Below are 22,659 nucleotides of genomic sequence, written 5' to 3' on the forward strand. Positions count from 1 at the left end.
GTCAGCCGTCGGTGCGGTCGTAGGAGAACTGGATGCCGGCCGTGCCGCCGGTCTCGATGAACAGGTTCATGAAGGCTGGAACCGTCGCGCTGCGGGCCCAGTCACGTTGCAGCTCGCAGAACAGCTGCGGCACGCTGATCATCTTGCCGCCGGCCTGTTCGATCCGGCGTAGGGCCGCGTCATGGGCGGCGAGCGATGTGCCGCCGACGGCGTCGGCGACGACATAGACCTCGTACCCGGCCGCCATCGCGTCGAGGGCGGGGAAGGTGAGGCAGGCCTCGGTCCAGAGCGCCGTCATGATCAGCTTCTTGCGACCGGTCTTCTCGACCGCCTCGCGGAATTCGACGTCCTCCCACGAGTTGATGGTCGTGCGGTCGTAGGTCGGGAACTCGCCCAGCACCTTGCGCAGCTGCGGGATCGGCGGCTTGTTCAGTCCGGTCTTCACGTTCACCGTCGAGTGGACAATGGGCAGGCCATAGGCCACCGCGGCCTTGGCCGCGCCGACGATGTTGTTGACCAGCAGTTGCCGGTCCATCGAGGCGATCGAGTTCACCTGCACAGGTTGGTAGTCGATGATGACGAAGGCGGAGTTCTGAGGCGTCAGCAGGTCATCGCGAACAGGATCGCGGATAGGTTCGCTGGTCATGGCGATATCGTCTCTCTGCAGGTCCTCGCCAGGGCTCCACGCAGGATCGAGGTCCTGCGGGGCAGGGGACAGGGCGAGTTGGGCCGCCCCCACTGAGGAATGTCGACGTTCGGCCCCGGCCCACATTTGGGGTCGGGGCCTTTCCGCCTAGGCGTGCGCGATCGCTCCGAAGCGGCCGGTGTTGAAGTCGTCGATCGCTTGATGGATCTCGGCTTCGCTGTTCATCACGAACGGACCGTGGCCGATGATCGGCTCATCGATCGGCTCGCCCGTCAGCACCAGGACGACAGCGTCGCTGCTGGCGTCGATGGTCGCCGAGCCGCCTTCACGGTCGAGCATGACCATTTCGGCGTCCTGGGCGTCCTGCTGACCGTTAACGACGATCCGGCCGGACAGGACCACCAGCATGGTCGTGTGCCCATCGGGCAGGTCGAGCGTGACCGAGGCGTCGCGGTTCAGGCGCAGGTCCCACACGTTGATCGGCGTGAAGGTGCGCGCCGGCCCGGTGTGCCCGCGGAAATCGCCGGCGATGACGCGAACCCGACCCGCGCCGTCCGGCAGATCGACCGACGGGATGTGGCTATCCAGGATCGACTGGTAGCCAGGGGCGCTCATCTTGTCCTTGGCCGGCAAGTTCACCCAGAGCTGGATCATCCGGAACGGACCACCCGTGCGGGTGAAGCCCGGCGAGTGGAACTCCTCATGCAGGATCCCGCCGGCGGCGGTCATCCATTGGACATCGCCCGGACCGATCACGCCGCCTTGACCCGTGGAGTCGCGGTGAGCGACTTCACCGTCATAGACGATCGTCACGGTCTCGAAGCCGCGATGCGGATGCTGGCCAACCCCGCGAGGCCGCGTCGCGGGCTCGAACTGATGCGGCCCGGCGTAGTCGAGCAGCAGGAACGGGCTCACATGCGCGCCCAGCGAGTTGTAGGAAAACAGCGAGCGCACGGGAAACCCGTCGCCAACCCAATGGGCGTTGGGGTTGCTATAGAGTCCGAGGACCTTCTTCATATCGCACCTCGTGATGGTGAACCGAGCACGGGCTCGATCTCTGTGGCCCAAAGAATAGGCCTCCACCGCGGGGCTCAGTAGATTGCCGGATCACACGCTGCGTCCTACCAATAGGACGATGCAGGACCTCAACGACCTCTACTATTTCGTCCAGGTGGTCGAGCAGGGCGGTTTCGCCCCGGCGGCCCGCGCTCTGGGCATGCAGAAATCCAAGCTCAGCCGCCGGATCGGCCAGTTGGAGGAGCGACTTGGCGTCCGCCTGATCCAGCGTTCCAGCCGCAGCTTCTCGGTCACCGAGATCGGCCAGGAGTATTATCGGCAATGCGTGGCGATGCTGGTCGAGGCCGAGGCGGCCCAGGCGGTGATCGACACGGTGCGCTCAGGGCCCCAGGGCGTGGTCAAGATGAGCTGCCCGCCGGGCTTGCTCTATTACAGCTTTGGCGAACTGATCGCGCGGTTCATGGCCGCCAATCCGTTGGTCCAGATCCATCTGAAAGCCGTTAACCGACGGGTCGACGTGATCGCCGAGGGTTATGACCTGGTCGTGCGGGCCGGCTCGCCGCAGGGCGAACCCAGCGGACTGATGATGCGCAAGCTCGGCGAAACGCCGCAGTGCCTGGTCGGCAGTCCCGTCCTGCTGAACAGTGGTCCAGAGCCGACTGCGCCGACGGACCTCAGCGAGCTTCCGAGCCTGGACTTCGGTTTGCCGCAGGACACCCACGAATGGCGGCTCGAGCACACGGAAGGCCTGACGGCCGTGGCGCAGCATCAGCCCAGATTGATCACCGACGATCTCGCGTCGCTGCGGCTGGCCGCCATCGAGGGCGTCGGCATCGCCCAGTTGCCGTCCATGATGGTGCAGTCCGACATCGACGCAGGCCGCTTGATCAGCGTGCTGCCGGACTGGCGGCCGAAGAGCGATACGGTCTACGCGGTTTTTCCATCAAGACGGGGGCTGCTGCCATCAATCCGAGCCTTGCTGGACTTCCTCGCCGACGAATGCGTCGAGCACCGCCCATAGCATAATTTCCGATAATATTCCTTAGGCGATGACAATGACCAGCGGGATTGGATTGCTGCCACCGTTGATTGCTGTCCGCAAAATCGTGCAGCTGGCGAGCCGTCCTCCGCCCCTTAGAGGTTCGAGATGGCTACGTCGGAAGGCCGACTGGAAAAGCTCCACCCACTCCCCCACCGGGAGGAACACCCTCATAGGGGCCTCGGACGGCCGGCCGCTTGGCGGCGGGCGACCGTCCCTAAGGCGTCAAGGCAGAGCGATGAGCGCGCGCCGGCTGCGGAGTGCGCTCCCGGCCAGTCCGAACCCTGCGATCATCATCGCCCAGGTGGCCGGTTCAGGGACGGCGCTGCTCAAAGAGGTGGCCTCCATGGCGACATTGTCGAAATTGACTTGGCTGTAGACGGACGATTCCTCAGTGACACGGAAGCGAAACGACAGAGGCTGGCTGAGGGCCTCGGTCGCGTCGTAGCTCACGCTGAGGGTTCGGAAGGCGCCTGGATCGATGTCCGCCGCGCCGAATCCGCCCGAAGAGACGACCTGGCCACCCACGAGAATCTCGACGATGAACGCGGCGAGCGGGACGTCGAAACGTCGGCCAACGTCAGCGGTCAGGACATAACGCGTGTTCTCTCCGACACTCGCGGCGGCGGTCTGACCCAGTACGCCGGGGGCATAGAGGTCCTTCTGAGTACCGATCCATCCTGTCTGGGCCCCATCCGGGACGTTTGCGAACAACTGCGTTGTGGGATTCTGCCAGCCCACATTGCCGCCGCTGTTGGTCCAGCCGTTGACGCCGCCGGCGCGGTAGGCGCCGTCTGTCAAAGGGGTCTCTTCGAAAGATGCGTTGCTCAAGCTGAGGACCGCAGCCTGTGCGCCGCATGCGCTGGCGACGAAGGCCGCCAGGGCGCAGCTCGCCAGTAGACTCACCGATTTCATCTTCTGCCCGTTCTTTGGTGCATGAATACAGAACGGTTTCACTAGGCGAGGCCCACGCCGACCACCCGCCCCGTTCGACCGGCTCGGCCTGGTACACGACCAAGTCGACCAATTTCCCGCAGCTTGGGAAAAGGCCGACCTCGATCAATCGATCGCTGGACGGATGCGCCAGATCGGGGCGGTCAACGGGCGCAGACAGCCGCCGCCTATCGGACCGGCTCGGCCGAGCCCCCCTGCTGGCGGGCGTCATGGGCTCCGAACATCGTGGCCCCCGCTAGGGGTTGGTCGCCCAGGGAAAGCACCCGCGCCGTCGCCGGCGTCGCCGGCTGAAGGGTCGGACTACCCGTGACGATGCCCTCGGCGATACCCCACGGCGCTTCCTCCGTCACCACGTGGCCGCGCTGCTCGAGCAGCGCCCGCGTATCGGCCGACAGAGCGAACGGCTCGGCGTACACAACGTCCGGCAGCCACTGCATGTGGATACGCGGCGCGTCGATCGCGGCCTGCACGTCCATGCCATGGTCGATCATGTTGAGGATCGCCTGAAGCGTGATCGTGATGATCCGGGAACCGCCGGGGCTGCCGATGATCAGCGCGACCTTGCCGTCCTTCGTCAGGATGGTCGGACTCATCGAACTGAGCGGGGTCTTGCCGGGCGCGACGGCGTTGTTGGCGCCTTGAATCAGGCCGTAGGTGTTGGGCGCGCCCACCTTGGCGGTGAAGTCGTCCATCTCGTTGTTCATGACGATGCCCGTCGCGCCGGCGACGCGGTGGGCCCCGAACCAGTCGTTGAGCGTGTAGGTCACCGATACCGCCGAGCCCTTGGCGTCGAGGACGCTGTAATGGGTGGTGTTGCGACCTTCATGGGCCGGCGCGGCGGGTCCGAGCGTTGACGACGGCGTCGCTCGGACGGGATCGATGCTCGCCCGCAGCCGCGCCGCGTATGACCGGTCCAGGAGCTGCGCGACCGGATTGGCCACGAAGTCCGGGTCGCCAAGCTTGTTGTTTCGGTCGACATAGACGCGCCGCAGGGCCTCGGCCAGGACATGGACCTCCGCGGCCGAACGGAAGCCCATCGCCGACAGGTCGTAGCCTTCAAGGATGTTCAGCGCCTGGCAGATGGCGACCCCGCCCGAGCTGGGCGGCGGCGCCGATATGACGTGATAGCCGCGGTAGTCGCACTCGATCGGCTTGAGCTCGCGAACCTCGTACCGGGCGAAATCCTCTGGGGTGATCAGGCCCCCGCCCGCCCGGCTGGCGTCTGCGATCGCCGCCCCGATGGGGCCTTTGTAGAAGGCGTCGGGTCCCTTGGCCGAGATCAGCGACAGCGTCGCGGCCAGGTCTCGCTGCGCCAGCCGATCGCCCTTGGTGAGGAGCCGGCCTGCGGGCAGGAAGATGCGCGCCATCGCCGGGTCCTGACCCAGGCGTTCCCCCTCAAGCGCCATGACCGCCGCGTCGCCCTGCCCCAGCACGAAGCCGTCGCGCGCGAGCTTGATCGCCGGCGCCATCAGGGCGGCGCGGGACATGGTTCCGTAGAGCACGCGGGCGCGCTCCAGCCCCATCACCGTGCCCGGGACGCCGACAGCCTTCCAGCTATTGGTGGAGAGGTCTGGGATCACCTCCCCTTTCGCATCCTGGAACATCGTCGCGGTGGCGGCGATCGGCGCCTTCTCGCGGAAATCCAGGAAGGTCGTGCGCCCGTCGGCCAGGCGCACAGTCATAAAGCCGCCGCCGCCGATATTGCCGGCCTGTGGGTATACGACGGCGAGCGCGTATCCCACGGCCACCGCCGCATCGACGGCGTTGCCGCCCTTCCGCAGCACATCGACCCCGACCTCCGTCGCCAGATGCTGGGCGCTGACCACCATGCCGTCCCGCCCGGCGACCGGCGGCGGCGACGCGGCCTGTACGGCGGCGGCCTGCAGCGCCGCCAGCGCTGCGACCAAGCAAACGGCCCATCGCCGCAACCGCGACGGGAGGAGTGATCTGGTGCGCATGAGGTCTCCTGCTCCGCCTTGGTCGCCGTATATCCGACTCACCGCCGGTCATCACGCTACGCCGTATTCGGCCATGTAATCGACACGCCCGAGCTTCCCCTCACCCATCATTAGAAAACCCGACCTTGGCGCCCGCCCAGGGATGGCCCACCTTCCCACCCGCCCGATTTGAATCGCCCCGCGTCCACTTGCCGTGATGCGCAGCTGGCGAGCTAGCGCCTGGAGCCCGATGAATGACCGACACACCGGAATACACCCCGCCGAAGGTCTGGACCTGGAACAAGGAGAACGGAGGCCGGTTCGCCAGCATCAACCGCCCGATCGCCGGGCCGACCCATGACAAGGACCTGCCGGTCGGCCGCCATCCGTTCCAGCTCTATTCCCTGGCCACGCCGAACGGCGTGAAGGTGACGGTGATGCTGGAGGAGCTGCTGGCGCTCGGCCATAGCGGCGCGGAGTACGACGCCTGGCTGATCAACATCGGCAATGGCGACCAGTTCGGTAGCGGGTTCGTCTCGGTGAACCCCAACTCCAAGATCCCGGCCCTGATGGACCGCAGCGGGCCGACGCCGATCCGGATCTTCGAGTCCGGCGCGATCCTGGTTCACCTGGCCGAGAAGTTCGGAGCCTTCCTGCCGACCGATCCGGCCAAGCGCGCCGAGTGCATGTCTTGGCTGTTCTGGCAGATGGGCAGCGCGCCCTATCTGGGCGGGGGCCTTGGCCACTTCTACGCCTATGCGCCGACCAAGATCGAATACGCCATCGACCGCTTCGCCATGGAGGTGAAGCGCCAGCTGGACGTGCTGGATCGCCAGCTGGCCGAGCACCGCTACATCGCCGGCGACGAGTACACCATCGCCGACATCGCGATCTGGCCCTGGTACGGCGGACTGGCGAAGGGCGTGCTGTACGACGCTGGCGAATTCCTGTCGGTGCAGGACTACAAGCACGTTCAGCGCTGGGCCGACGCACTGGCCGAACGTCCCGGCGTGCAGCGGGGCCGGATGGTCAACCGCACCTGGGGCGAGCCCTCCACCCAACTTTATGAACGCCATGACGCCAGCGACTTCGAGCTGAAGACGCAAGACCGCCTGACTGAGGCGAAATAGGACCCATCATGACATTTGAGACGACACTATCGCTGGCCGGTCCTCTGCGCCGTCCCCGCCAGATGCTGGGCGATCAGGAATATGGTGGCCACGCCTCGATCCACGACGACTCGATGGCCGAGAAGCTGGGCTTCCGGGCCGGGCCGATCGAGGGGCCGACCCATTTCAGCCTGTTCCCGCCCCTGCTGGAAAAGATCTGGGGCAAGACCTGGTTCGAACGCGGCTGCATTTCGTCCCACTACCTGAACATGGTGGTCGAGGGCGAAGAGGTCCGCGCCTTCGCCGAGATCCCGGCCGACGGGGCGACGATGACGAGGGTCTGGGCCGAGAAGGCCGACGGCACCCCGGTGCTGGAGGCCAGCGCCAGCATCGGCCCTAATGCGGGCCCGACGTTGTTGGAGCGCCGTATGGCGGCGCTGCGCCCGCCCGAAAAGCTGCTGATCCTCGAAGACCTCCATGTCGGGATGAAGGGCGCGGTGGACGAGCAGGTCCGCATGGACGCCGACCAGCATATGGGCGCGCTCTATCCGTTCAGCCTGAACCAGAAGCTGGCGGCGATCACCGAAACCTCGCCCTGGTACTCCGACGCGGCGGCCTCGCCCTGGGGCCGTGCGATCATCCCGCTGGAGATGATCAGCGTGCTGGCCGAGCATTCGAGCCGGCTGGCGGGCTTCCCGGTCAAGGGGCCGGCGGTGGGGCTGTTCGCCGACCAGGAGATCTCGTTGATCGACGGGCCGCTGTTCGTGGGCGAGGACTATGTGTTGCGCCGTGAGATCGTGGCCCTGGCCGAGAGCAAGCGCACCGAGTCCTATTGGGTGCGCACCCGCATCTTCGACGCGAGCGGCGAGCGCCAGGTGGCCGAGATGCTGCTGAACCACGCGACGCTGAAGCATTCATACGCCGGATACGCCGACGCGGGCTGACGCCTGCCGGCAAGGGAGATCAAGACATGGACGTGAAAGACAAGGTCGTCGTCGTCACGGGCGGCGCCGACGGGATCGGCGCGGCCCTGGCTCGACGCTTCGCCAAGGCCAGCGCGGCCCAGGTGGTGGTGGTCGACCGTAATGGCGAAGGCGCGACGGCGGTCGCCAAGGAAATCGGCGGCGAGGCGGTGGCGCTCGACGTGACCGACGGCGAGGCGATGGCGGCCATGGTCGCCGACATCGAGGCGCGGCACGGACGGATCGATCTGTTCGTCTCCAACGCCGGGGTCGGCGACGGCGATCCGGACCGCAACAACGCCGCCTCCTCGCCCGACGCCGTGTGGCAGCGAGCCTGGAGCGTGAACGTCATGGCCCATGTCCATGCGGCCCGCGCGGTGACGCCGGGCATGGCGGCGCGCGGCGGCGGCTATATCCTGAACACGGTCTCGGCCGCGGGCCTGCTCTCGCAGATCGGCGGGGCGGTCTACTCGACCACCAAGCACGCGGCGGTCGGTTTCGCCGAGTCGCTGGCGATCACCCATGGCGACCAGGGGATCAAGGTCTCCATCCTGTGTCCGCAGGGCGTCGATACGGCGATGCTGCGCCAGGGAGGTTCGGGCTCGCCCCAGAGCCTGGACGGCGTGCTGACCCCGGACGAGGTCGCTGAAAGCGTCATCGCCGGGCTGGCGGCGGAGAATTTCCTGATCCTGCCGCACGCCGAGGTGCTGACCTACCTGCAGCGCAAGGCCGGCGACTATGATCGTTGGCTGGGCGGCATGCGCCGGCTCCGCGCCAAGGTCATGGGAACCTCGGCGGCCTAAGGCGAGGTCAAGCTCGCGACGCAGATCCGCCGAACCTCTGCGTCGCCGCGCGAGAATCGCTCAGTTTTGGGCGGCCAGCTTCATGCCGACGACGCCGAACACGACCATGCCCATGAAGCCGATCTGGGCGATGGACAGCTTCTCGCCAAACAGCAGCGCGCCGCACACCCCGACGCCGACGGCGCCAAGCCCGGTCCAGATCGCATAGGCGGTGCTGGCCGGCAGGCCGCGCATGGCGAAGGCCAGCAGCCCCATGTTCACGAAACTCAGGAGGATCGGGACGCTGGCCGCCTGCCACGTCGCCTGAACGCCGGCCCACTTCAGGCTCAGCGCCCAGATGATCTCGGTTACAACGGCAATGCTGAGCGCAAGCCACGCCATCGGATTTCTCCTGGTAGCGGGCTCGTGTGTCTGCGACGGCCGGAAACCCGAAAGAGGCCGTCGCATATGGAAGTGAACGCGCTTCCTACAGGAACAGGGGCGCCAATCCAAGCCGACGCCGCCGCAAGGCGCGCTCTGGGCGCCGGCCGGAACCCCGATTGCAGCCCAGACCAAAGTCGCTCTGCGCTTCGGCCCCGGAATCTGCCACCCTGTCTCGGAGTACGGACGGGCGCGGCCCCAACGACGAACAAAGCTCGCGAAAAGCGAGGGCATGGGAGAATTTGAGATGGTGGACGCCGCCAGACCGGACGCAAGCCCGGAGCCCCACACCGTAGGCCGCAGGGATGGGCTGGTAATCGGCGCCGCCTCGGTTGGGACGGTCTTTGAGTGGTACGACTTCTATCTGTACGGCTCGCTCGCCACCTACATCACCCATCACTTCTTCTCGGGCGTGAACGAGACGACAGGCTACATCTTCGCCCTGCTCGCCTTCGCCGCGGGCTTTGCGGTTCGGCCGTTCGGCGCCTTGGTGTTCGGCCGGCTCGGCGACCTCTGGGGCCGCAAGAATACGTTCCTGGTGACGATGCTGCTGATGGGGCTGTCGACCTTCGTCGTCGGCCTGCTCCCCTCCTACGCCCAGATCGGGGTCGCCGCCCCGATCCTTCTGGTGGTCATGCGCCTGATCCAGGGGCTGGCGCTCGGCGGCGAGTACGGCGGAGCGGCGACCTATGTCGCCGAACACGCCCCGCCCGGACGGCGCGGGCTCTACACCAGCTTCATCCAGATCACCGCCACCTTCGGCCTGTTCCTCAGCCTGCTGGTCATTCTGATGACCCGGTCGAGCATCGGCGAGGACGCCTTCAAGGAGTGGGGCTGGCGTGTGCCGTTCCTGATCTCCATCGCCCTGCTCGGGGTGTCGATGTGGATCCGGCTGCAGCTCAACGAGAGCCCCGCCTTCCAGCGCATGGTCAGCGAAGGCAAGGCGTCCAAGCAGCCCCTGCGGGACTCCTTCGGTCGCTGGCCCAATCTGAAGATCGTGCTGCTGGCCCTGGTCGGGCTGACGGCGGGCCAGGCCGTGGTCTGGTACACGGGCCAGTTCTACGCCCTGTTCTTCCTGGAGAAGATGCTGAAGGTCGATGGCGCCCTGACCAACACCATGGTCGCCGTGGCCCTGCTGATCGGCACCCCGTTCTTCGTGCTGTTCGGCTGGCTGTCCGACAAGATCGGCCGCAAGCCGATCATCATGGCCGGTTGCCTGCTGGCCGCCCTCACCTTTTTCCCGCTGTTCCAGTCCCTGACCTCGGCCGCCAACCCGCAGCTGGCCCAGGCGGTGGCCACCTCGCCGGTGGTCGTCGTGGCCGATCCGGCGAACTGCTCCTTCCAGTTCGACCCGGTGGGCAAGACGGTGTTCAACAAGTCCTGCGACATCGCCAAGTCCTACCTGGCCAAGGCCGGGGTGACCTACACCAACCAGCCCGCCGCTCCCGGCTCGCTCGCCCAGATCAAGGTCGGGGATCAGGTGGTGGCCTCGTTCGCCGGCGACCAGATGGACGGCGCGGCCTTCAAGGCGCGAAAGACCACCTGGGAAGAGGAGATCGGCGAGGTTTTGACCGCCGCCGGCTATCCCGCCAAGGCTGACAGCGCTCAGGTGAACAAGCCGCTGGTGATCGCGATCCTGACCATCCTGGTGATCTACGTCACCATGGTCTACGGGCCGATCGCCGCCATGCTGGTCGAGATGTTCCCGACCAATATCCGCTACACCTCGATGAGCCTGCCCTACCACATCGGCAACGGCTGGTTCGGCGGCTTCCTGCCGACCACAGCCTTCGCCATGGTCGCGGCCACCGGCAATATCTATTACGGCCTCTGGTACCCCATCGTCATTGCGGCGGTAACCTTCGTGGTCGGCATGCTCTTCCTCAAGGAAACCAAGGACGTCGACATCGAGGCCTGACTGCGAGCCGCCGAGCAGACAGCAAAACGGCCCGAGGCGACGCCTCGGGCCGTTCCGTCTTAGGGGCTGAGCCGTTCGCCTAGGCGAATTGGTTCATCGTGTTGTGCGCGCCGCCGGCCTTCAGGGCCGCTTCGCCGGCGAAGTATTCCTTGTGGTCGTCGCCGATGTCCGAGCCGGACATGTTCTGGTGACGAACGCAGGCGATACCCTCGCGGATTTCCTTGCGCTGAACGCCCTTCACGTAGCCGAGCATGCCTTGCGAACCGAAGTATTCCTTCGCCAGGTTGTCGGTCGACAGCGCCGCCGTGTGATAGGTCGGCAGCGTGATCAGGTGGTGGAAGATGCCAGCCCGCTTGGCGCCGTCAGCCTGGAAGGTGCGGATGCGCTCGTCGGCGTCGTCCGACAGTTCGGTGCCGTCGTAGTCGACGCTCATCAGCTTGTCGCGGTCATAGGCCGAGACGTCCTTGCCCGCCGCCTTGTAGGCGTCGAACACCTGCTGGCGGAAGTTCAGGGTCCAGTTGAAGGACGGCGAGTTGTTGTAGACCAGCTTGGCGTTGGGGATCACTTCGCGGACGCGATCCATCATGCCGGCGATCTGCTCGACGTGGGGCTTCTCGGTTTCGATCCACAGCAGGTCGGCGCCGTTCTGCAGCGAGGTGATGCTGTCGAGGACGCAACGGTCTTCGCCGGTGCCTTCACGGAACTGGAAGAGGTTCGACGGCAGACGCTTCGGACGCAGCAGCTTACCGGCGCGGTTGATGATCACGTCGCCGTTCTTCAGGTCGGCCGGCGAGATTTCTTCGCAATCGAGGAAGCTGTTGTACTGGTCGCCCAGGTCGCCCGGGGTGTGGCTGACGGCGATCTGCTTGGTCAGGCCGGCGCCCAGCGAGTCGGTGCGGGTGACGATGATGCCGTTCTCGACGCCGAGTTCCAGGAAGGCGTAGCGGCAGGCGCGCACCTTGGCGAGGAAGTCGTCATGCGGAACGGTGACCTTGCCGTCCTGGTGGCCGCACTGCTTTTCGTCGGACACTTGGTTTTCGATCTGCAGGGCGCAGGCGCCGGCTTCGATCATCTTCTTGGCCAGCAGGTAGGTCGCCTCGGCGTTGCCGAAACCGGCGTCGATGTCGGCGATGACCGGAACGACGTGGGTCTGATAGTTGTCGACGGCTTCGAGGAGCTTGGCTTCCTTGGCCTTGTCGCCGGCTTCGCGGGCGGCGTCGATCTCGCGGAACATGCCGCCGAGTTCGCGGGCGTCAGCCTGACGCAGGAAGGTGTAAAGCTCTTCGATCAGCGCCGGCACGGAGGTCTTCTCGTGCATCGACTGGTCCGGCAGCGGGCCGAATTCCGAACGCAGGGCGGCGACCATCCAGCCCGACAGGTACAGGTAGCGGCGATCGGTCGTGCCGAAGTGCTTCTTGATCGAGATCAGCTTCTGTTGGCCGATGAAGCCGTGCCAGCAGCCCAGCGACTGGGTGTACTTGGACGAGTCCGCGTCATAGGCGGCCATGTCCTTGCGCATAATGTCGGCGGTGTAGCGGGCGATTTCCAGGCCGGTCTTGAAGCGGTTCTGGAGACGCATGCGAGCCACGGACTCGGCGTCGATGCCGCTCCAGGGGCCCTTCTTGCTCTCGATGAGTTGGCTCATCTGAATGATGTGGTCTTGATAGGACATGTGCCTCTTCCGCGCTCGGCCGGGGGAAACTGGGAGGCCCCGGTACTTGATGGGTTCGGTACAGAGCCCTTCGCCGCTTGTGGAGTCGGCGCGAGGTGCAGATGTCAAACTTTACAGGGCTCGCTTGTAATGTTGTAATGTCTCTACAATTTCGTGGAGTCGAGACATGTCGACGGAACGCCGCCTTTACGTGGGGCCTAGCCTGCGGAGGCTTCGCCGCGACCATGGGCTGACCCAGGCCGACATGGCCGCCGACCTCGACGTCTCGGCCTCCTACATCGCCCTGCTGGAACGCAATCACCGCCCGCTCAGCGCCGAGATGCTGCTGCGGCTGTCGCAGACCTACAAGATGGACATGGCCGCCTTGGCCGGCGACGGCGGCTCGGACGACGCGGCCCGGCTGCAGGCGATCCTGAAGGATCCGATGTTCACCGACATCGACCTGCCGTCGCTGGAAACCGCCGACGTCACGACCAACTTTCCCGGCATCACCGAGGCGTTGCTGCGGCTTTACACCGCCTACCAGGAGGAACAGCTCGCACTGGCCGACCGCGGGGCCGAGACGCTGGCGGCCGGCGGGCGAGGCTCCGACGCGCCCGACCCGGTCGCCGAATCCCGGCGCTTCCTGGCCGCCCGCCGCAACAGCTTTCCAAGCCTCGACGACGCCGCCGAACGTCTGGCCCAAGCGGTCAGCGGGCATGACAACATCGTCGGCTACCTGAAGGCCCGGCACAATCTGCGGGTCCGGCGCCTGCCGTCGAACGTGATGGTCGGCTCCATCCGGCGGCTTGACCGGCATCGCAAGGAGATCCTGCTGGACGACGGCCTGGACACCGCCAGCCAGCTGTTCCAACTCGCGCTCCAACTGGCCTATCTGGAGATGCGCCAGGAGGTCGACGCCGTGGCCGACGAGGGCGCCTTCGCCACCGAAAGCGGCGAGCGCCTGACCCGCCGGGCGCTGGCCAGCTATGCGGCGGCGGCGCTGCTGATGCCCTACTCCGCTTTCGCCAAGGCGGCCGAGGCCCGGCGCTACGACGTCGAGGCCCTGGCCCGCCAGTTCGGGGCCAGCTTCGAGCAGACGGCGCACCGACTGACCACCCTGCAGAAGCCCGGTCAGGAACGGGTGCCGTTCTTCTTCATCCGCGTCGATCCGGCCGGAAACGTCTCCAAGCGGCTGGACGGCGCGGGCTTCCCGTTCGCTCGCCACGGAGGCGGTTGCCCGCTGTGGTCGGTGCATCAGGCGTTCCGCACGCCGCGTGAAATCGTCACCCAGTGGTTGGAGCTTCCCGACGGCCAGCGGTTCTTCTCGATCGCCCGCACGGTGACCGCCGGCGGCGGCGCCTACGGCGCGCCGCGGGTCGAGCGGGCCATCGCTCTGGGCTGCGCGGCCGAGCACGCCGGCAAGCTGATTTACACCCAGGATCGACCCGGTTTCGGACCAGAGTTCGCGACCCCGATCGGGGTCACTTGCCGCCTCTGTCACCGCACCGAATGCACCGCCAGATCGGCCCCTCCGATCGGCCGCCAGATCCTGCCTGACGACATCCGACGGACCAGCGCGCCCTTCGGGTTTTCGGACACCTAAACCGCCGAGCGCGGATACGGCGCCCTACTTTTAGGGGGTTCAAAGTGAAGCGCTTCCGTGCAGTAAAGCGCCGGAGACAAGTGGTTCGCCGCCGTGACGGCGAACTTTGCAACGCTTTATCGAGGGGCCGGTACGCTCATGGACATCAGCAAAACCCTTACAGTCGAAGACATCTTGCATGCCTTCGTCGAGAGCGAACTCCTGCCCGGTACGGGAGTGTCCGCCGACACCTTCTGGAGCGCCCTGGAAACCATCCTGGCCGACTTTACGCCACGTAACGCCGAGTTGCTGAATCGTCGCGACGAACTTCAGGCTCAAATCGACACCTGGTGGAGCGAGCGCAAAGGCCGCCAAACCGACGTCGCCGAGCAGACCGCGTTCCTCCGCGAAATCGGCTATCTGCAGCCCGAACCGGACGCCTTCCAGATCGGCACGCAGAACGTCGATCCGGAGATCGCCAAGCTCGCCGGACCGCAGCTGGTTGTCCCGGTTTCCAACGGCCGCTTTGCGCTGAACGCGGCCAATGCGCGGTGGGGCAGCCTCTATGACGCGCTCTACGGCACCGACGCCCTGGAGCCCCCGACCGGCGGCAAGGGCTACGACACCGATCGCGGAAACAAGGTCATCGCCTTCGCGCGCGGTTTCCTGGATCGCGCCGCCCCGCTCGCGACCGGATCGCATGCCGACGCGGTCGCCTACACCATCGCAGGTCAAGCCCTCACCGTTCGTCTGAAAGACGGAACCCAGGCCGCCCTGGCGAACCCCGGACAACTGGCCGGATGGCGCGGGGCCGCCGAGGCGCCGGACGGCGTTCTGCTGGCTCACAACAGCCTGCACTTCGAGATCCAGATCGACCCGCAACACTCGATCGGCAAGGACGACCCGGCCCACGTCGCCGACGTGCTGGTCGAGGCGGCGCTGACCGCCATCCAGGACTGCGAGGACTCCGTCGCCGCCGTCGACGCCGAGGACAAGACCGGCGTCTATCGCAACTGGCTGGGCCTGATGCGCGGCGATCTGTCGGCCAGCTTCTCCAAGGGCGGCCGCACCGAGACCCGCCGTCTCGACGAAGATCGCCGCTACACCGCGCCGAACGGAACCGAGCTGACCCTGCGCGGCCGCAGCCTGATGCTGGTGCGCAATGTCGGCCACCACATGACGACCGACGCCGTGCGCCTTGACGGCCAGCCGGTCTTCGAAACCGCGATCGACGCTCTGATCACCGTCACCGCCGCCCTGCACGACCTGAAGGCGCGCCGCAACAGCCCGGCCGGATCGGTCTATGTCGTCAAGCCGAAGATGCATGGCCCCGACGAAGTGGCCTTGGCCGTGCGCCTGTTCGACATGGTCGAGGATGCGCTGGGCCTGGCGCGCAACACCGTCAAGATCGGGATCATGGACGAAGAGCGGCGCACCAGCGCCAACCTGAAGGCCTGTATCCACGCCGCGCGCGACCGCATCGTCTTCATCAACACCGGCTTCCTCGACCGCACCGGCGACGAAATCCACACCGCGATGGAGGCCGGCCCGGTCGTTCGCAAGGACGCGATGAAGGCCGAACCCTGGCTGCCCGCCTACGAAAAGCGCAACGTCGAGATCGGCCTGGCCACCGGCTTCCCCGGCCACGCCCAGATCGGCAAGGGCATGTGGGCGGCTCCCGACCAGATGCAGGCCATGATGGCGGCGAAGATCGGCCACCCGAAGGCCGGCGCCAACACGGCCTGGGTCCCCTCGCCCACCGCCGCCGTCCTGCACGCCCTGCACTATCACGAGGTCGACGTCCCGGCGCTTCAGGCCTCGATGGGCACGGCCGGCGCGACCGGACTGGAAGACCTGCTGACCCCGCCTCTGGCCCGCTCCAACTGGAACGCCGCCGATATCCAGCAGGAGCTGGACAACAACGCCCAGGGCATCCTGGGCTACGTGGTGCGCTGGATCGACCAGGGCGTCGGCTGCTCCAAGGTTCCCGACATCCATGACGTCGGCCTGATGGAAGACCGCGCGACGCTGCGGATCTCCAGCCAGCACATCGCCAACTGGCTGCACCACGAGGTCTGCACCGAGGCGCAGGTCCGCGAGACCTTCGGTCGGATGGCCAAGGTGGTGGACGCCCAGAACGCCAGCGATCCGGTCTATCAGGCGATGGCCTCTGATCCGGCCGCCAGCATCGCCTTCCAGGCGGCGCTGGAACTGGTCTTCGAGGGCCGCGTGCAGCCGAACGGCTACACCGAGCACGTCCTTCACCGCCGCCGCCGCGAACGTAAGGCGCAGATCTCCGCCTAAGGGTCAGGCCCGTCGGGCCGAGCCCCGGCGAAATGACATTCGGTGCGGTCGCGCGAGCGACCGCACCGACGTCGACTAGCCGCGCGCGGCGACGACGATGACTTCGACCTTGTAGTCCGGGGTCGCCAGCTTGGCTTCGCCGGTGGCGCGCGCCGGGGCGTCTTTGCCGCCGACCCAGACATCCCAAACCGCGTTCATCTCGGCGAAATCGGCCATGTCGGCCAGCCAGATGGTGGCGCTGAGGATCTTGGACTTCTCGCTGCCGGCCTGGGCCAGCAGGGCTTCGACGGACGCCAGCACAGCCTGCGTCTGGGCCGTCACGCTTTCGCCCGGCGCGCCGACCTGGCCGGCGAGATAGACGGTGTCGCCGTGGATCACGGCCTGGCTCATGCGCGGCCCGGAGCCGATGCGCTCGATGCTCATATGTGTTCGTCCTTGCTGGTGTAAGTGAAGCGACGTGAAGCTGAGGCCGGCTGCGACCGCAACCAAATCATGCGGTGTATCGCGAGATCGCGAGGTCGCGGGTGTCGATGGCCGGCTCGGTGCGCCCGATCAGGTCGGCGATCACCTGGCCCGAGCCGCAGGCCATGGTCCAGCCGAGCGTGCCGTGGCCGGTGTTGAGGAACAGATTGTCGACAGGCGTCGCGCCGATCACCGGGGTGCCGTCCGGGGTCATGGGGCGAAGGCCCGACCAGAACGTCGCCTCATTCACCCGACCTGCATCGGGGAACAGGCTTTGCAGCGAGTGCTCCAGCGTTCGGCGGCGCTGCGGATGCAGGTCGTTGGTGTACCCTGAAATCTCGGCCATCCCGCCGACCCGGATGCGGCTCCCCAGCCGGGTGATAGCGATCTTGTAGCTCTCGTCCAGCAAGGTCGAAACCGGCGCCCGGTCCGCGTCGGCGATCGGCACGGTGATCGAGTACCCCTTCACCGGATAGACCGGCAGGCGAAGGCCGAGCGGCTTCACCAGGGCCGGAGAATAGCTGCCCAGCGCTACGAGATAGGCGTCGGCGGTCACATCGCCGCGGCTGGTCTTCACCGCCGAAATCCGCCCGCCTTCCGTTTGAAGCCCACTGATGGCGGTCTGGTACTGGAACGTCACGCCCATCTGCGCCGCCAGCTTGGCCAGCGCCGTGGTGAACATGAAGCAGTCGCCGGTCTCGTCGTTCGGCAGCCGCAGTCCGCCGACCAACGGGTCGCGGGAATTGGCCAGGCCCGGCTCGGCGGCGATGCAGCCGGCCTTGTCGAGCACTTCGAACGGCACACCCCCGGCCCTCAGGACCTCGACGTCCTTGGCGATCCCGTCGAGCTGATGCTGAGTGCGAAACAGCTGCAGCGTGCCCTGCATGCGCTGGTCGTACTGGATGGCGGTCTCGGCCCGCAGGTCGATCAAGCGGTCGCGGCTGTATTCGGCCAGCCGCACCATCCGGCTCTTATTCAGCGCGTAGCGCCCCGGCGTGCAGTTGCGCAGCATCGCCAGCAGCCAGCCGATCATGGCGGCGTCGAGCTTCGGCCGCAGGATCAGCGGCGGATGGTCCATCAGCAGCCACTTCACCGCTTTCGCCGGAATGCCCGGCGCGGCCCAAGGCGAGGCGTAACCCGGCGAAACCTCGCCCGCATTGGCGTGACTGGTCTCGCGGGCTGGGCCCGGTTGACGATCGATCACCGTGACCTCGTGACCGGCCTTGGCCAGATAATAGGCCGAGGTCACGCCGACCACGCCGGCGCCCAGGACTGCAACCTTCATGCGTTGATTTCCAATGCGGTTGTCTGCGCCTCATCGAGATAGGTGCGCGCGTAACGGCGCCCGAGGCTCGTGAGAATTTCGTAGGTGATGGTCCCGGCGTCGCGCGCCACGTCCTCGAGCGACTGGTGGGGGCCGATCAGTTCAACGGCGTCACCTGGCTTCAAGGCGCCGTCGGTAAGCGCGGTGACATCCAGGATCATGCTGTCCATCGACACCCGTCCGACGATGGGAAGCCGCACGTCGCCGAAATAGGCCGCCCCACGGCCGCCCAACTGGCGCGGCCAACCGTCGGCGTAGCCGACCGACACGGTCGCGAGCCGCGTGACGTCGGGCGCCGTGAAGGTGAGGCCATAGCCGACCCCGGTCCCCGCTGGGATGGTTCTGATCTGGATCACCCGCGCGTCGAGGCGAACAACCCGCGCCAGCGGATTGGGTGCATCCTCGACAGGGTTCGCGCCGTAGAGGGCGAGCCCAGGCCGCACCAGACCGCCGTGGAACTTCGGCGCTGCGAAGGCGCCGCCGGAGTTGGCGAATGACCGCGGCAAAGGCGGCAACATGGCCGCCAGACGTTCGAAGCGCGCCAGTTGCTCGCCGTTGGCGGCGGCCTCCGGCGCGTCGGCGCAGGCCAGGTGGCTCATCACCAGCTTGATCTCGACCTGATCGAAGAAGCCCGGCGTTTCGGCGAGCCGCGCCACGTCTTCCGGCGGCAGGCCGAGCCGCGACATGCCGCTATCGATTTGCAGCAGCGCCGGCAGCCGCCGCCGCTCAGCCAGCGCCAGATCGCGCCAGGCCATCGCCTGCTCCATGGAGTTCAGGACGGGCAGCACGCCAGCGGCCGCGCACCGCGCCTCGGCGCCTGGCTGCAGGCCGTTCAGAACGTAGAGGCGAGCGTCCTGGGGCAGCGAGGGCTTCAGGTGCAGCGCCTCGGAAAGGTGAGCCACGAAGAAGTCGCCGCAGCCCTCCTCGGCCAACACCCGCGCCACCCGAACCGCACCGAGCCCATAGGCGTCGGCCTTCACGACTCCGGCGACCGGCGAGGGCGCCACCAGCCCAGCGACGAAGGCGTAGTTCGCCCGGATCGCGGCCAGATCGATGACGAGGCAGCCGCCAGCGTCGTCCGCGACCTCGCACCCTGCCCCGATCATGCCGCCCCTCCGCCAGCTTGGATTTTCAAGCCAGACGATATTCGAAGGATATTCGAATTGTCAGCCAATTAGCCGCATGATTAGCTAATTGATGTCGGATATTCGAACATTGAACGGCACAAAATCAACCTATGACCACATCAATCGACGGCACCGACCGCAGCCTGATCCGGCTGCTGCGCCTCAACGGCCGGCGGCCGAACAGCGAGCTCGCCGCCGAGGTCGGGCTGTCGCCCTCGGCCTGCCTGAGGCGCATCCGCATCCTTGAGGAGCGCGGCGTCATTCGCGGCTACACCGCCATCATCGCCGGCCCGGCCGAGGACGAGGGCGTCGTGGCCATCGTTCGCCTGACCCTGGAGAAACAGACCGAAGAGTACTTCAAGCGCTTCGAGGCGGCGGTCCGCGAGCACCCGGAAATCGAGGAATGCTTCCTGATGACCGGCGACGTCGACTACATCCTGCGCGCCTCGGCGGCCAGCGCGGCCGCATACGAGGCGATCCACACCGAAATCCTGTCCCGCCTGCCCGGCGTCGCCCGCATCCACTCGAGCATCGCAATGCGCAACGTCCTTCAACAACGTCCCGCCAAGCGGCGCGCGCCGCCGCGTTAGGCCCCTAGTTCACCCGGCGCGCCCGGCCGGCCCAGTACGGCTCGCGCAGCTCACGACGCAGGATCTTGCCCGAAGCGTTGCGCGGCAGCGCGGCGATGAAGTCGATGCTCTTGGGGGCCTTGAACGCGGCGATCCGGCCGCGTGCAAAGGCGATGATATCGTCAGGATCAGGCGACGTTCCGGGCTTTGCGACGACAATGGCCTTCACCGCCTCGCCCCAGGTGTCGTGCGGCACACCGATCACCGCCACCTCGGCGACGTCCGGGTGGCCGTAGACCGCGCTCTCCACCTCGGCCGGATAGATGTTTTCGGCGCCCGAGATGATCATGTCCTTCACCCGGTCGTGGATGAACAGGTAGCCGTCTTCGTCCAGATAGCCGGCGTCGCCGGTGCGCAGCCAGCCGTCGTCGGCCATGGTGGCCTTGGTCGCCTCCGGCAGCCGCCAGTAGCCGGCCATGTTCGACACCGACCGCACCGCCACCTCGCCGACCTCATGGGGCGGCAGGCTTGCTCCCGCCTCGTCGACCACCTTCAGCTCGACCCCGGGCATCGGCAGGCCGGCCGCGCGCATCCGCGGCGTGCCGTTCGGATCGTGATCCTCCGGCGGCAGATAGACGATGGTGCCGCAGGTTTCGGTCATGCCGTACTGCTGGCAGAAACCGCAGCCGAAGATCTCCATGCACTCACGCAGCAGATCGAGCGGGATCGGGCTCGCCCCATAGAGGATGAACTTAAGGCGGCTGTAGTCCACCTCGCGGACACGCGGCTGGCGGACCACGATCTGCAGCGCCGCGGGCACCATGAACATCTTGGAGATCTGGTCGCGCTCGATGAAGTCCAGCACCTTGAAGGGATCGAACTCGCGCGCCACCACGCCCTTGGCGCCGTTGACCAGTCCGACGATCCCCCAGCCGGTGCCGCCGATATGGCCGACCGGCATGGCCACCAGGCTGATGTCGTCAGGCCCCCAGCGGTTCCAATCCATATTGGCGTCGGCCGCCTTGCGCCGACCGCCGAGGATATTCAGGTGGCTGAGCATCGCCCCCTTCGGCCGACCGGTCGTCCCGGAAGTGTAGAGCTGGACGGCGACCTCGTTTTCGCCGAGCGGCAGGTCGGGATCGGTCGCTGGTTGAGCATCCCGCCACGCCTCGTAGATTGGCCACCCTGAGCCGCCCGGCTCCATCGCCACGATCTTTACGCCGGGGAGATCGGGCGCGATCTGGAGCGCGCACTCGATCACTTCGGGGCCGACGAACAGCATCCGCGCCTGGGCGTCGCCGGCGATATAGGCCACCTCCGGCGGCGCCAGGCGCCAACCGATCGGAGCCATGACCACGCCGATCTTCAGCGCCCCGAACAGCAGCTCGAAATAGTGGTCGCTGTTCTTGCCCAGATAGGCGATGCGATCGCCCTTCCCCAGCCCCTCGGCCAGCAGGGCCTGCGCCGCCTGGTTCGTCCGTTGGTCGAATTCGGCGAAACTGCTCTCCCGCCCCTCGAACACCAGAGCCGTCGCCGATGGTCGCCGCTGCGCATGATAGCGCGGCACGTCGCCCAGGGTCCGCATGGCCTCGAAATCGACGGGCTCCTGCGCGTGGTCGGTGATCGCGGATTCCATGGGCGACGTCCTCAAAGTCCCAACACCAGACGGGCGATGATATCCCGCTGGATCTCGTTTGAACCGCCATAGATCGAGGCGGCGCGGTCGTTCAGATATCGGGGCATGGCGGTCAGCGCCGCGTCCGGTCCGATCGGTGGAATGTTCGAGCCCGGCTCACGCGCCGCAGGCTGATCGGCGGCGGCGTAGACCCCGGCGGTCTCCAGCATCAGTTCGTCCAGCAGCTGCAGGGTTTCGCCGCCCTGCGTCTTGAGCATCGACGAGGCCGGCCCAGGATTGGCGCCCGACGCCAGCGCCGCCAGGATGCGCTGCTCAGCGATCTCGATGGCGGTGAGCTGGATCTCGGCGGCCGCCAGCCTGGCCCTGAATGCAGGTTCGGCCAACAGCCCGGCCTCGGCCGCCACCGTCCGCACCCGGCCGAGCATCACCTTGAGCCCAGGCGAGGCCCCGCCGCCGCGTTCGAACTCCAACAGGTACTTGGCGACGGTCCAGCCCTTGTTCTCCTCGCCGACCCGGCCGGAAACCGGGACCCGGACGTCCTCGAAGAAGACCTCGTTGACCTCATGCTCGCCAGCCAGGGTGATGATCGGGCGCACCCGGATGCCCGGCGTCGCCATATCCAGCAGCAGGAAGGTGATGCCGGCCTGCGGCTTGCCCGTGGTGTCGGTGCGGACCAGGCAGAACATCCGATTGGCCCATTGGGCGTGGGTGGTCCACAGCTTGGAGCCCGACAGCACGTAGTCGTCGCCGTCACGAACCGCGCGCAGTCCCAGCGAGGCGAGATCGGAGCCGGCCTGCGGCTCCGAATAGCCCTGGCACCAATAGTCCTCGCCCGAGAGGATGCGGGGCAGGAAGTGCGCCTTCTGCTCCGCCGTCCCGAACCCCATGATCACCGGGCCAACCATGCGCAGGCCCATGGGCGCGAGGCTAGGCGCCCCGGCCCGCGCGCATTCGGCGGCGAAGATGTGCCGCTGCATCTCGTTCCAGCCGGGCCCGCCGTATTCGACCGGCCAACTGGGCGCCGCCCAGCCCCTGGCGTGCAGGATCTTCTGCCAGGGCAGGCTGTAGCGCTTGTCCATGAAGACGCTGGTGGCGCGGCGTCCGGCCTCACGCAGTTCGGGCGTCAGCGAGGCCTCGAGGAAGCTGCGCACCTCGTCACGGAACGCAGCCTCCTGACTGGTGAGGTCGAGATTCAC

General features: G+C 66.8%; 19 protein-coding genes. 8 read left to right on the forward strand and 11 right to left on the reverse strand.

The window, feature by feature from the left end:
• Position 1: 1 nt before the first annotated feature.
• Together ASE02_RS11560 and ASE02_RS11565 are read right to left on the reverse strand one after the other, a co-directional pair.
• On the reverse strand, positions 2-646 hold the full coding sequence (locus tag ASE02_RS11560; protein WP_056734279.1) for a hydrolase: 645 nt from the start codon (positions 644-646) through the stop codon (positions 2-4).
• Between the two features lie 147 nt (positions 647-793).
• Entirely contained in the window at positions 794-1,663 is an 870-nt protein-coding gene (locus tag ASE02_RS11565; protein ID WP_056734280.1) for a pirin family protein, read from the reverse strand.
• Between the two features lie 118 nt (positions 1,664-1,781).
• On the opposite strand from ASE02_RS11565, the gene ASE02_RS11570 reads away from it, so the two are divergent.
• Entirely contained in the window at positions 1,782-2,684 is a 903-nt protein-coding gene (locus tag ASE02_RS11570; RefSeq protein WP_056734282.1) for a LysR substrate-binding domain-containing protein, read from the forward strand.
• A gap of 243 nt (positions 2,685-2,927) precedes the next feature.
• On the opposite strand, the gene ASE02_RS22655 is transcribed toward ASE02_RS11570, so the two are convergent.
• A complete protein-coding gene (locus tag ASE02_RS22655; RefSeq protein WP_082602019.1) occupies positions 2,928-3,617 on the reverse strand; it encodes a PEPxxWA-CTERM sorting domain-containing protein in 690 nt (229 codons plus the stop codon).
• Between the two features lie 206 nt (positions 3,618-3,823).
• Positions 3,824-5,563 (reverse strand): gamma-glutamyltransferase, encoded by a 1,740-nt coding sequence (gene ggt, locus ASE02_RS11580; RefSeq protein ID WP_235536674.1) that lies wholly within the window; start codon positions 5,561-5,563, stop codon positions 3,824-3,826.
• Between the two features lie 284 nt (positions 5,564-5,847).
• Between ggt and yghU the strand changes: the two genes are divergently transcribed.
• Genes yghU through ASE02_RS11595 form a run of 3 tightly spaced genes read left to right on the forward strand, consistent with a single transcriptional unit; the run spans position 5,848 to position 8,467 of the window.
• Positions 5,848-6,723 (forward strand): glutathione-dependent disulfide-bond oxidoreductase, encoded by an 876-nt coding sequence (gene yghU, locus ASE02_RS11585; protein WP_056734287.1) that lies wholly within the window; start codon positions 5,848-5,850, stop codon positions 6,721-6,723.
• Between the two features lie 8 nt (positions 6,724-6,731).
• Positions 6,732-7,646, forward strand: coding sequence for a hypothetical protein (locus ASE02_RS11590; protein WP_056734289.1), 915 nt, complete (start codon positions 6,732-6,734; stop codon positions 7,644-7,646).
• Positions 7,647-7,672: 26 nt separating this feature from the next.
• Positions 7,673-8,467, forward strand: coding sequence for an SDR family oxidoreductase (locus ASE02_RS11595; protein ID WP_056734291.1), 795 nt, complete (start codon positions 7,673-7,675; stop codon positions 8,465-8,467).
• A 60-nt stretch (positions 8,468-8,527) separates the two neighbouring features.
• Here the strand turns inward: ASE02_RS11595 and ASE02_RS11600 are convergent, their stop codons facing one another.
• The gene (locus tag ASE02_RS11600) at positions 8,528-8,848 is read right to left on the reverse strand and encodes a multidrug efflux SMR transporter (RefSeq protein WP_056734293.1); all 321 of its coding nucleotides are present in this window, start codon (positions 8,846-8,848) and stop codon (positions 8,528-8,530) included.
• A gap of 286 nt (positions 8,849-9,134) precedes the next feature.
• Here ASE02_RS11600 and ASE02_RS11605 point away from each other — a divergent pair, with 286 nt between their 5' ends.
• Positions 9,135-10,805: an MFS transporter gene (locus ASE02_RS11605; protein ID WP_056734296.1), complete on the forward strand. Its 1,671-nt coding sequence runs from the start codon at positions 9,135-9,137 to the stop codon at positions 10,803-10,805.
• 79 nt (positions 10,806-10,884) lie between these two features.
• Here the strand turns inward: ASE02_RS11605 and ASE02_RS11610 are convergent, their stop codons facing one another.
• A complete protein-coding gene (locus ASE02_RS11610; protein ID WP_056734298.1) occupies positions 10,885-12,477 on the reverse strand; it encodes an isocitrate lyase in 1,593 nt (530 codons plus the stop codon).
• 166 nt (positions 12,478-12,643) lie between these two features.
• Here ASE02_RS11610 and ASE02_RS11615 point away from each other — a divergent pair, with 166 nt between their 5' ends.
• Together ASE02_RS11615 and ASE02_RS11620 are read left to right on the forward strand one after the other, a co-directional pair.
• Entirely contained in the window at positions 12,644-14,062 is a 1,419-nt protein-coding gene (locus ASE02_RS11615) for a short-chain fatty acyl-CoA regulator family protein (RefSeq protein WP_056734300.1), read from the forward strand.
• A gap of 138 nt (positions 14,063-14,200) precedes the next feature.
• Positions 14,201-16,345, forward strand: coding sequence for a malate synthase G (locus ASE02_RS11620; RefSeq protein WP_056734301.1), 2,145 nt, complete (start codon positions 14,201-14,203; stop codon positions 16,343-16,345).
• Between the two features lie 75 nt (positions 16,346-16,420).
• On the opposite strand, the gene ASE02_RS11625 is transcribed toward ASE02_RS11620, so the two are convergent.
• The 3 genes from ASE02_RS11625 to alr form a co-directional block, all read right to left on the reverse strand.
• A complete protein-coding gene (locus tag ASE02_RS11625) occupies positions 16,421-16,768 on the reverse strand; it encodes a RidA family protein (protein ID WP_056734303.1) in 348 nt (115 codons plus the stop codon).
• 67 nt (positions 16,769-16,835) lie between these two features.
• Complete coding sequence (locus ASE02_RS11630; RefSeq protein ID WP_056734305.1) at positions 16,836-18,092, reverse strand: D-amino acid dehydrogenase; 1,257 nt, start codon at positions 18,090-18,092, stop codon at positions 16,836-16,838.
• A complete protein-coding gene (gene alr, locus ASE02_RS11635; protein ID WP_056734307.1) occupies positions 18,089-19,237 on the reverse strand; it encodes an alanine racemase in 1,149 nt (382 codons plus the stop codon). The genes ASE02_RS11630 and alr overlap by 4 nt, the downstream gene beginning before the upstream one ends.
• A 131-nt stretch (positions 19,238-19,368) precedes the next feature.
• Here alr and ASE02_RS11640 point away from each other — a divergent pair, with 131 nt between their 5' ends.
• Positions 19,369-19,848, forward strand: a complete 480-nt coding sequence (locus tag ASE02_RS11640; protein WP_056734309.1) for an Lrp/AsnC family transcriptional regulator — start codon at positions 19,369-19,371, stop codon at positions 19,846-19,848.
• Positions 19,849-19,852: 4 nt separating this feature from the next.
• Here ASE02_RS11640 and ASE02_RS11645 read toward each other — a convergent pair whose 3' ends face one another.
• A complete protein-coding gene (locus ASE02_RS11645; protein WP_082602020.1) occupies positions 19,853-21,463 on the reverse strand; it encodes a fatty acid--CoA ligase in 1,611 nt (536 codons plus the stop codon).
• An 11-nt stretch (positions 21,464-21,474) separates the two neighbouring features.
• Positions 21,475-22,659, reverse strand: a complete 1,185-nt coding sequence (locus ASE02_RS11650) for an acyl-CoA dehydrogenase family protein (RefSeq protein WP_056734310.1) — start codon at positions 22,657-22,659, stop codon at positions 21,475-21,477.

Origin of the sequence: Phenylobacterium sp. Root700, assembly GCF_001429025.1 — a bacterium.
Lineage (GTDB): Bacteria > Pseudomonadota > Alphaproteobacteria > Caulobacterales > Caulobacteraceae > Phenylobacterium.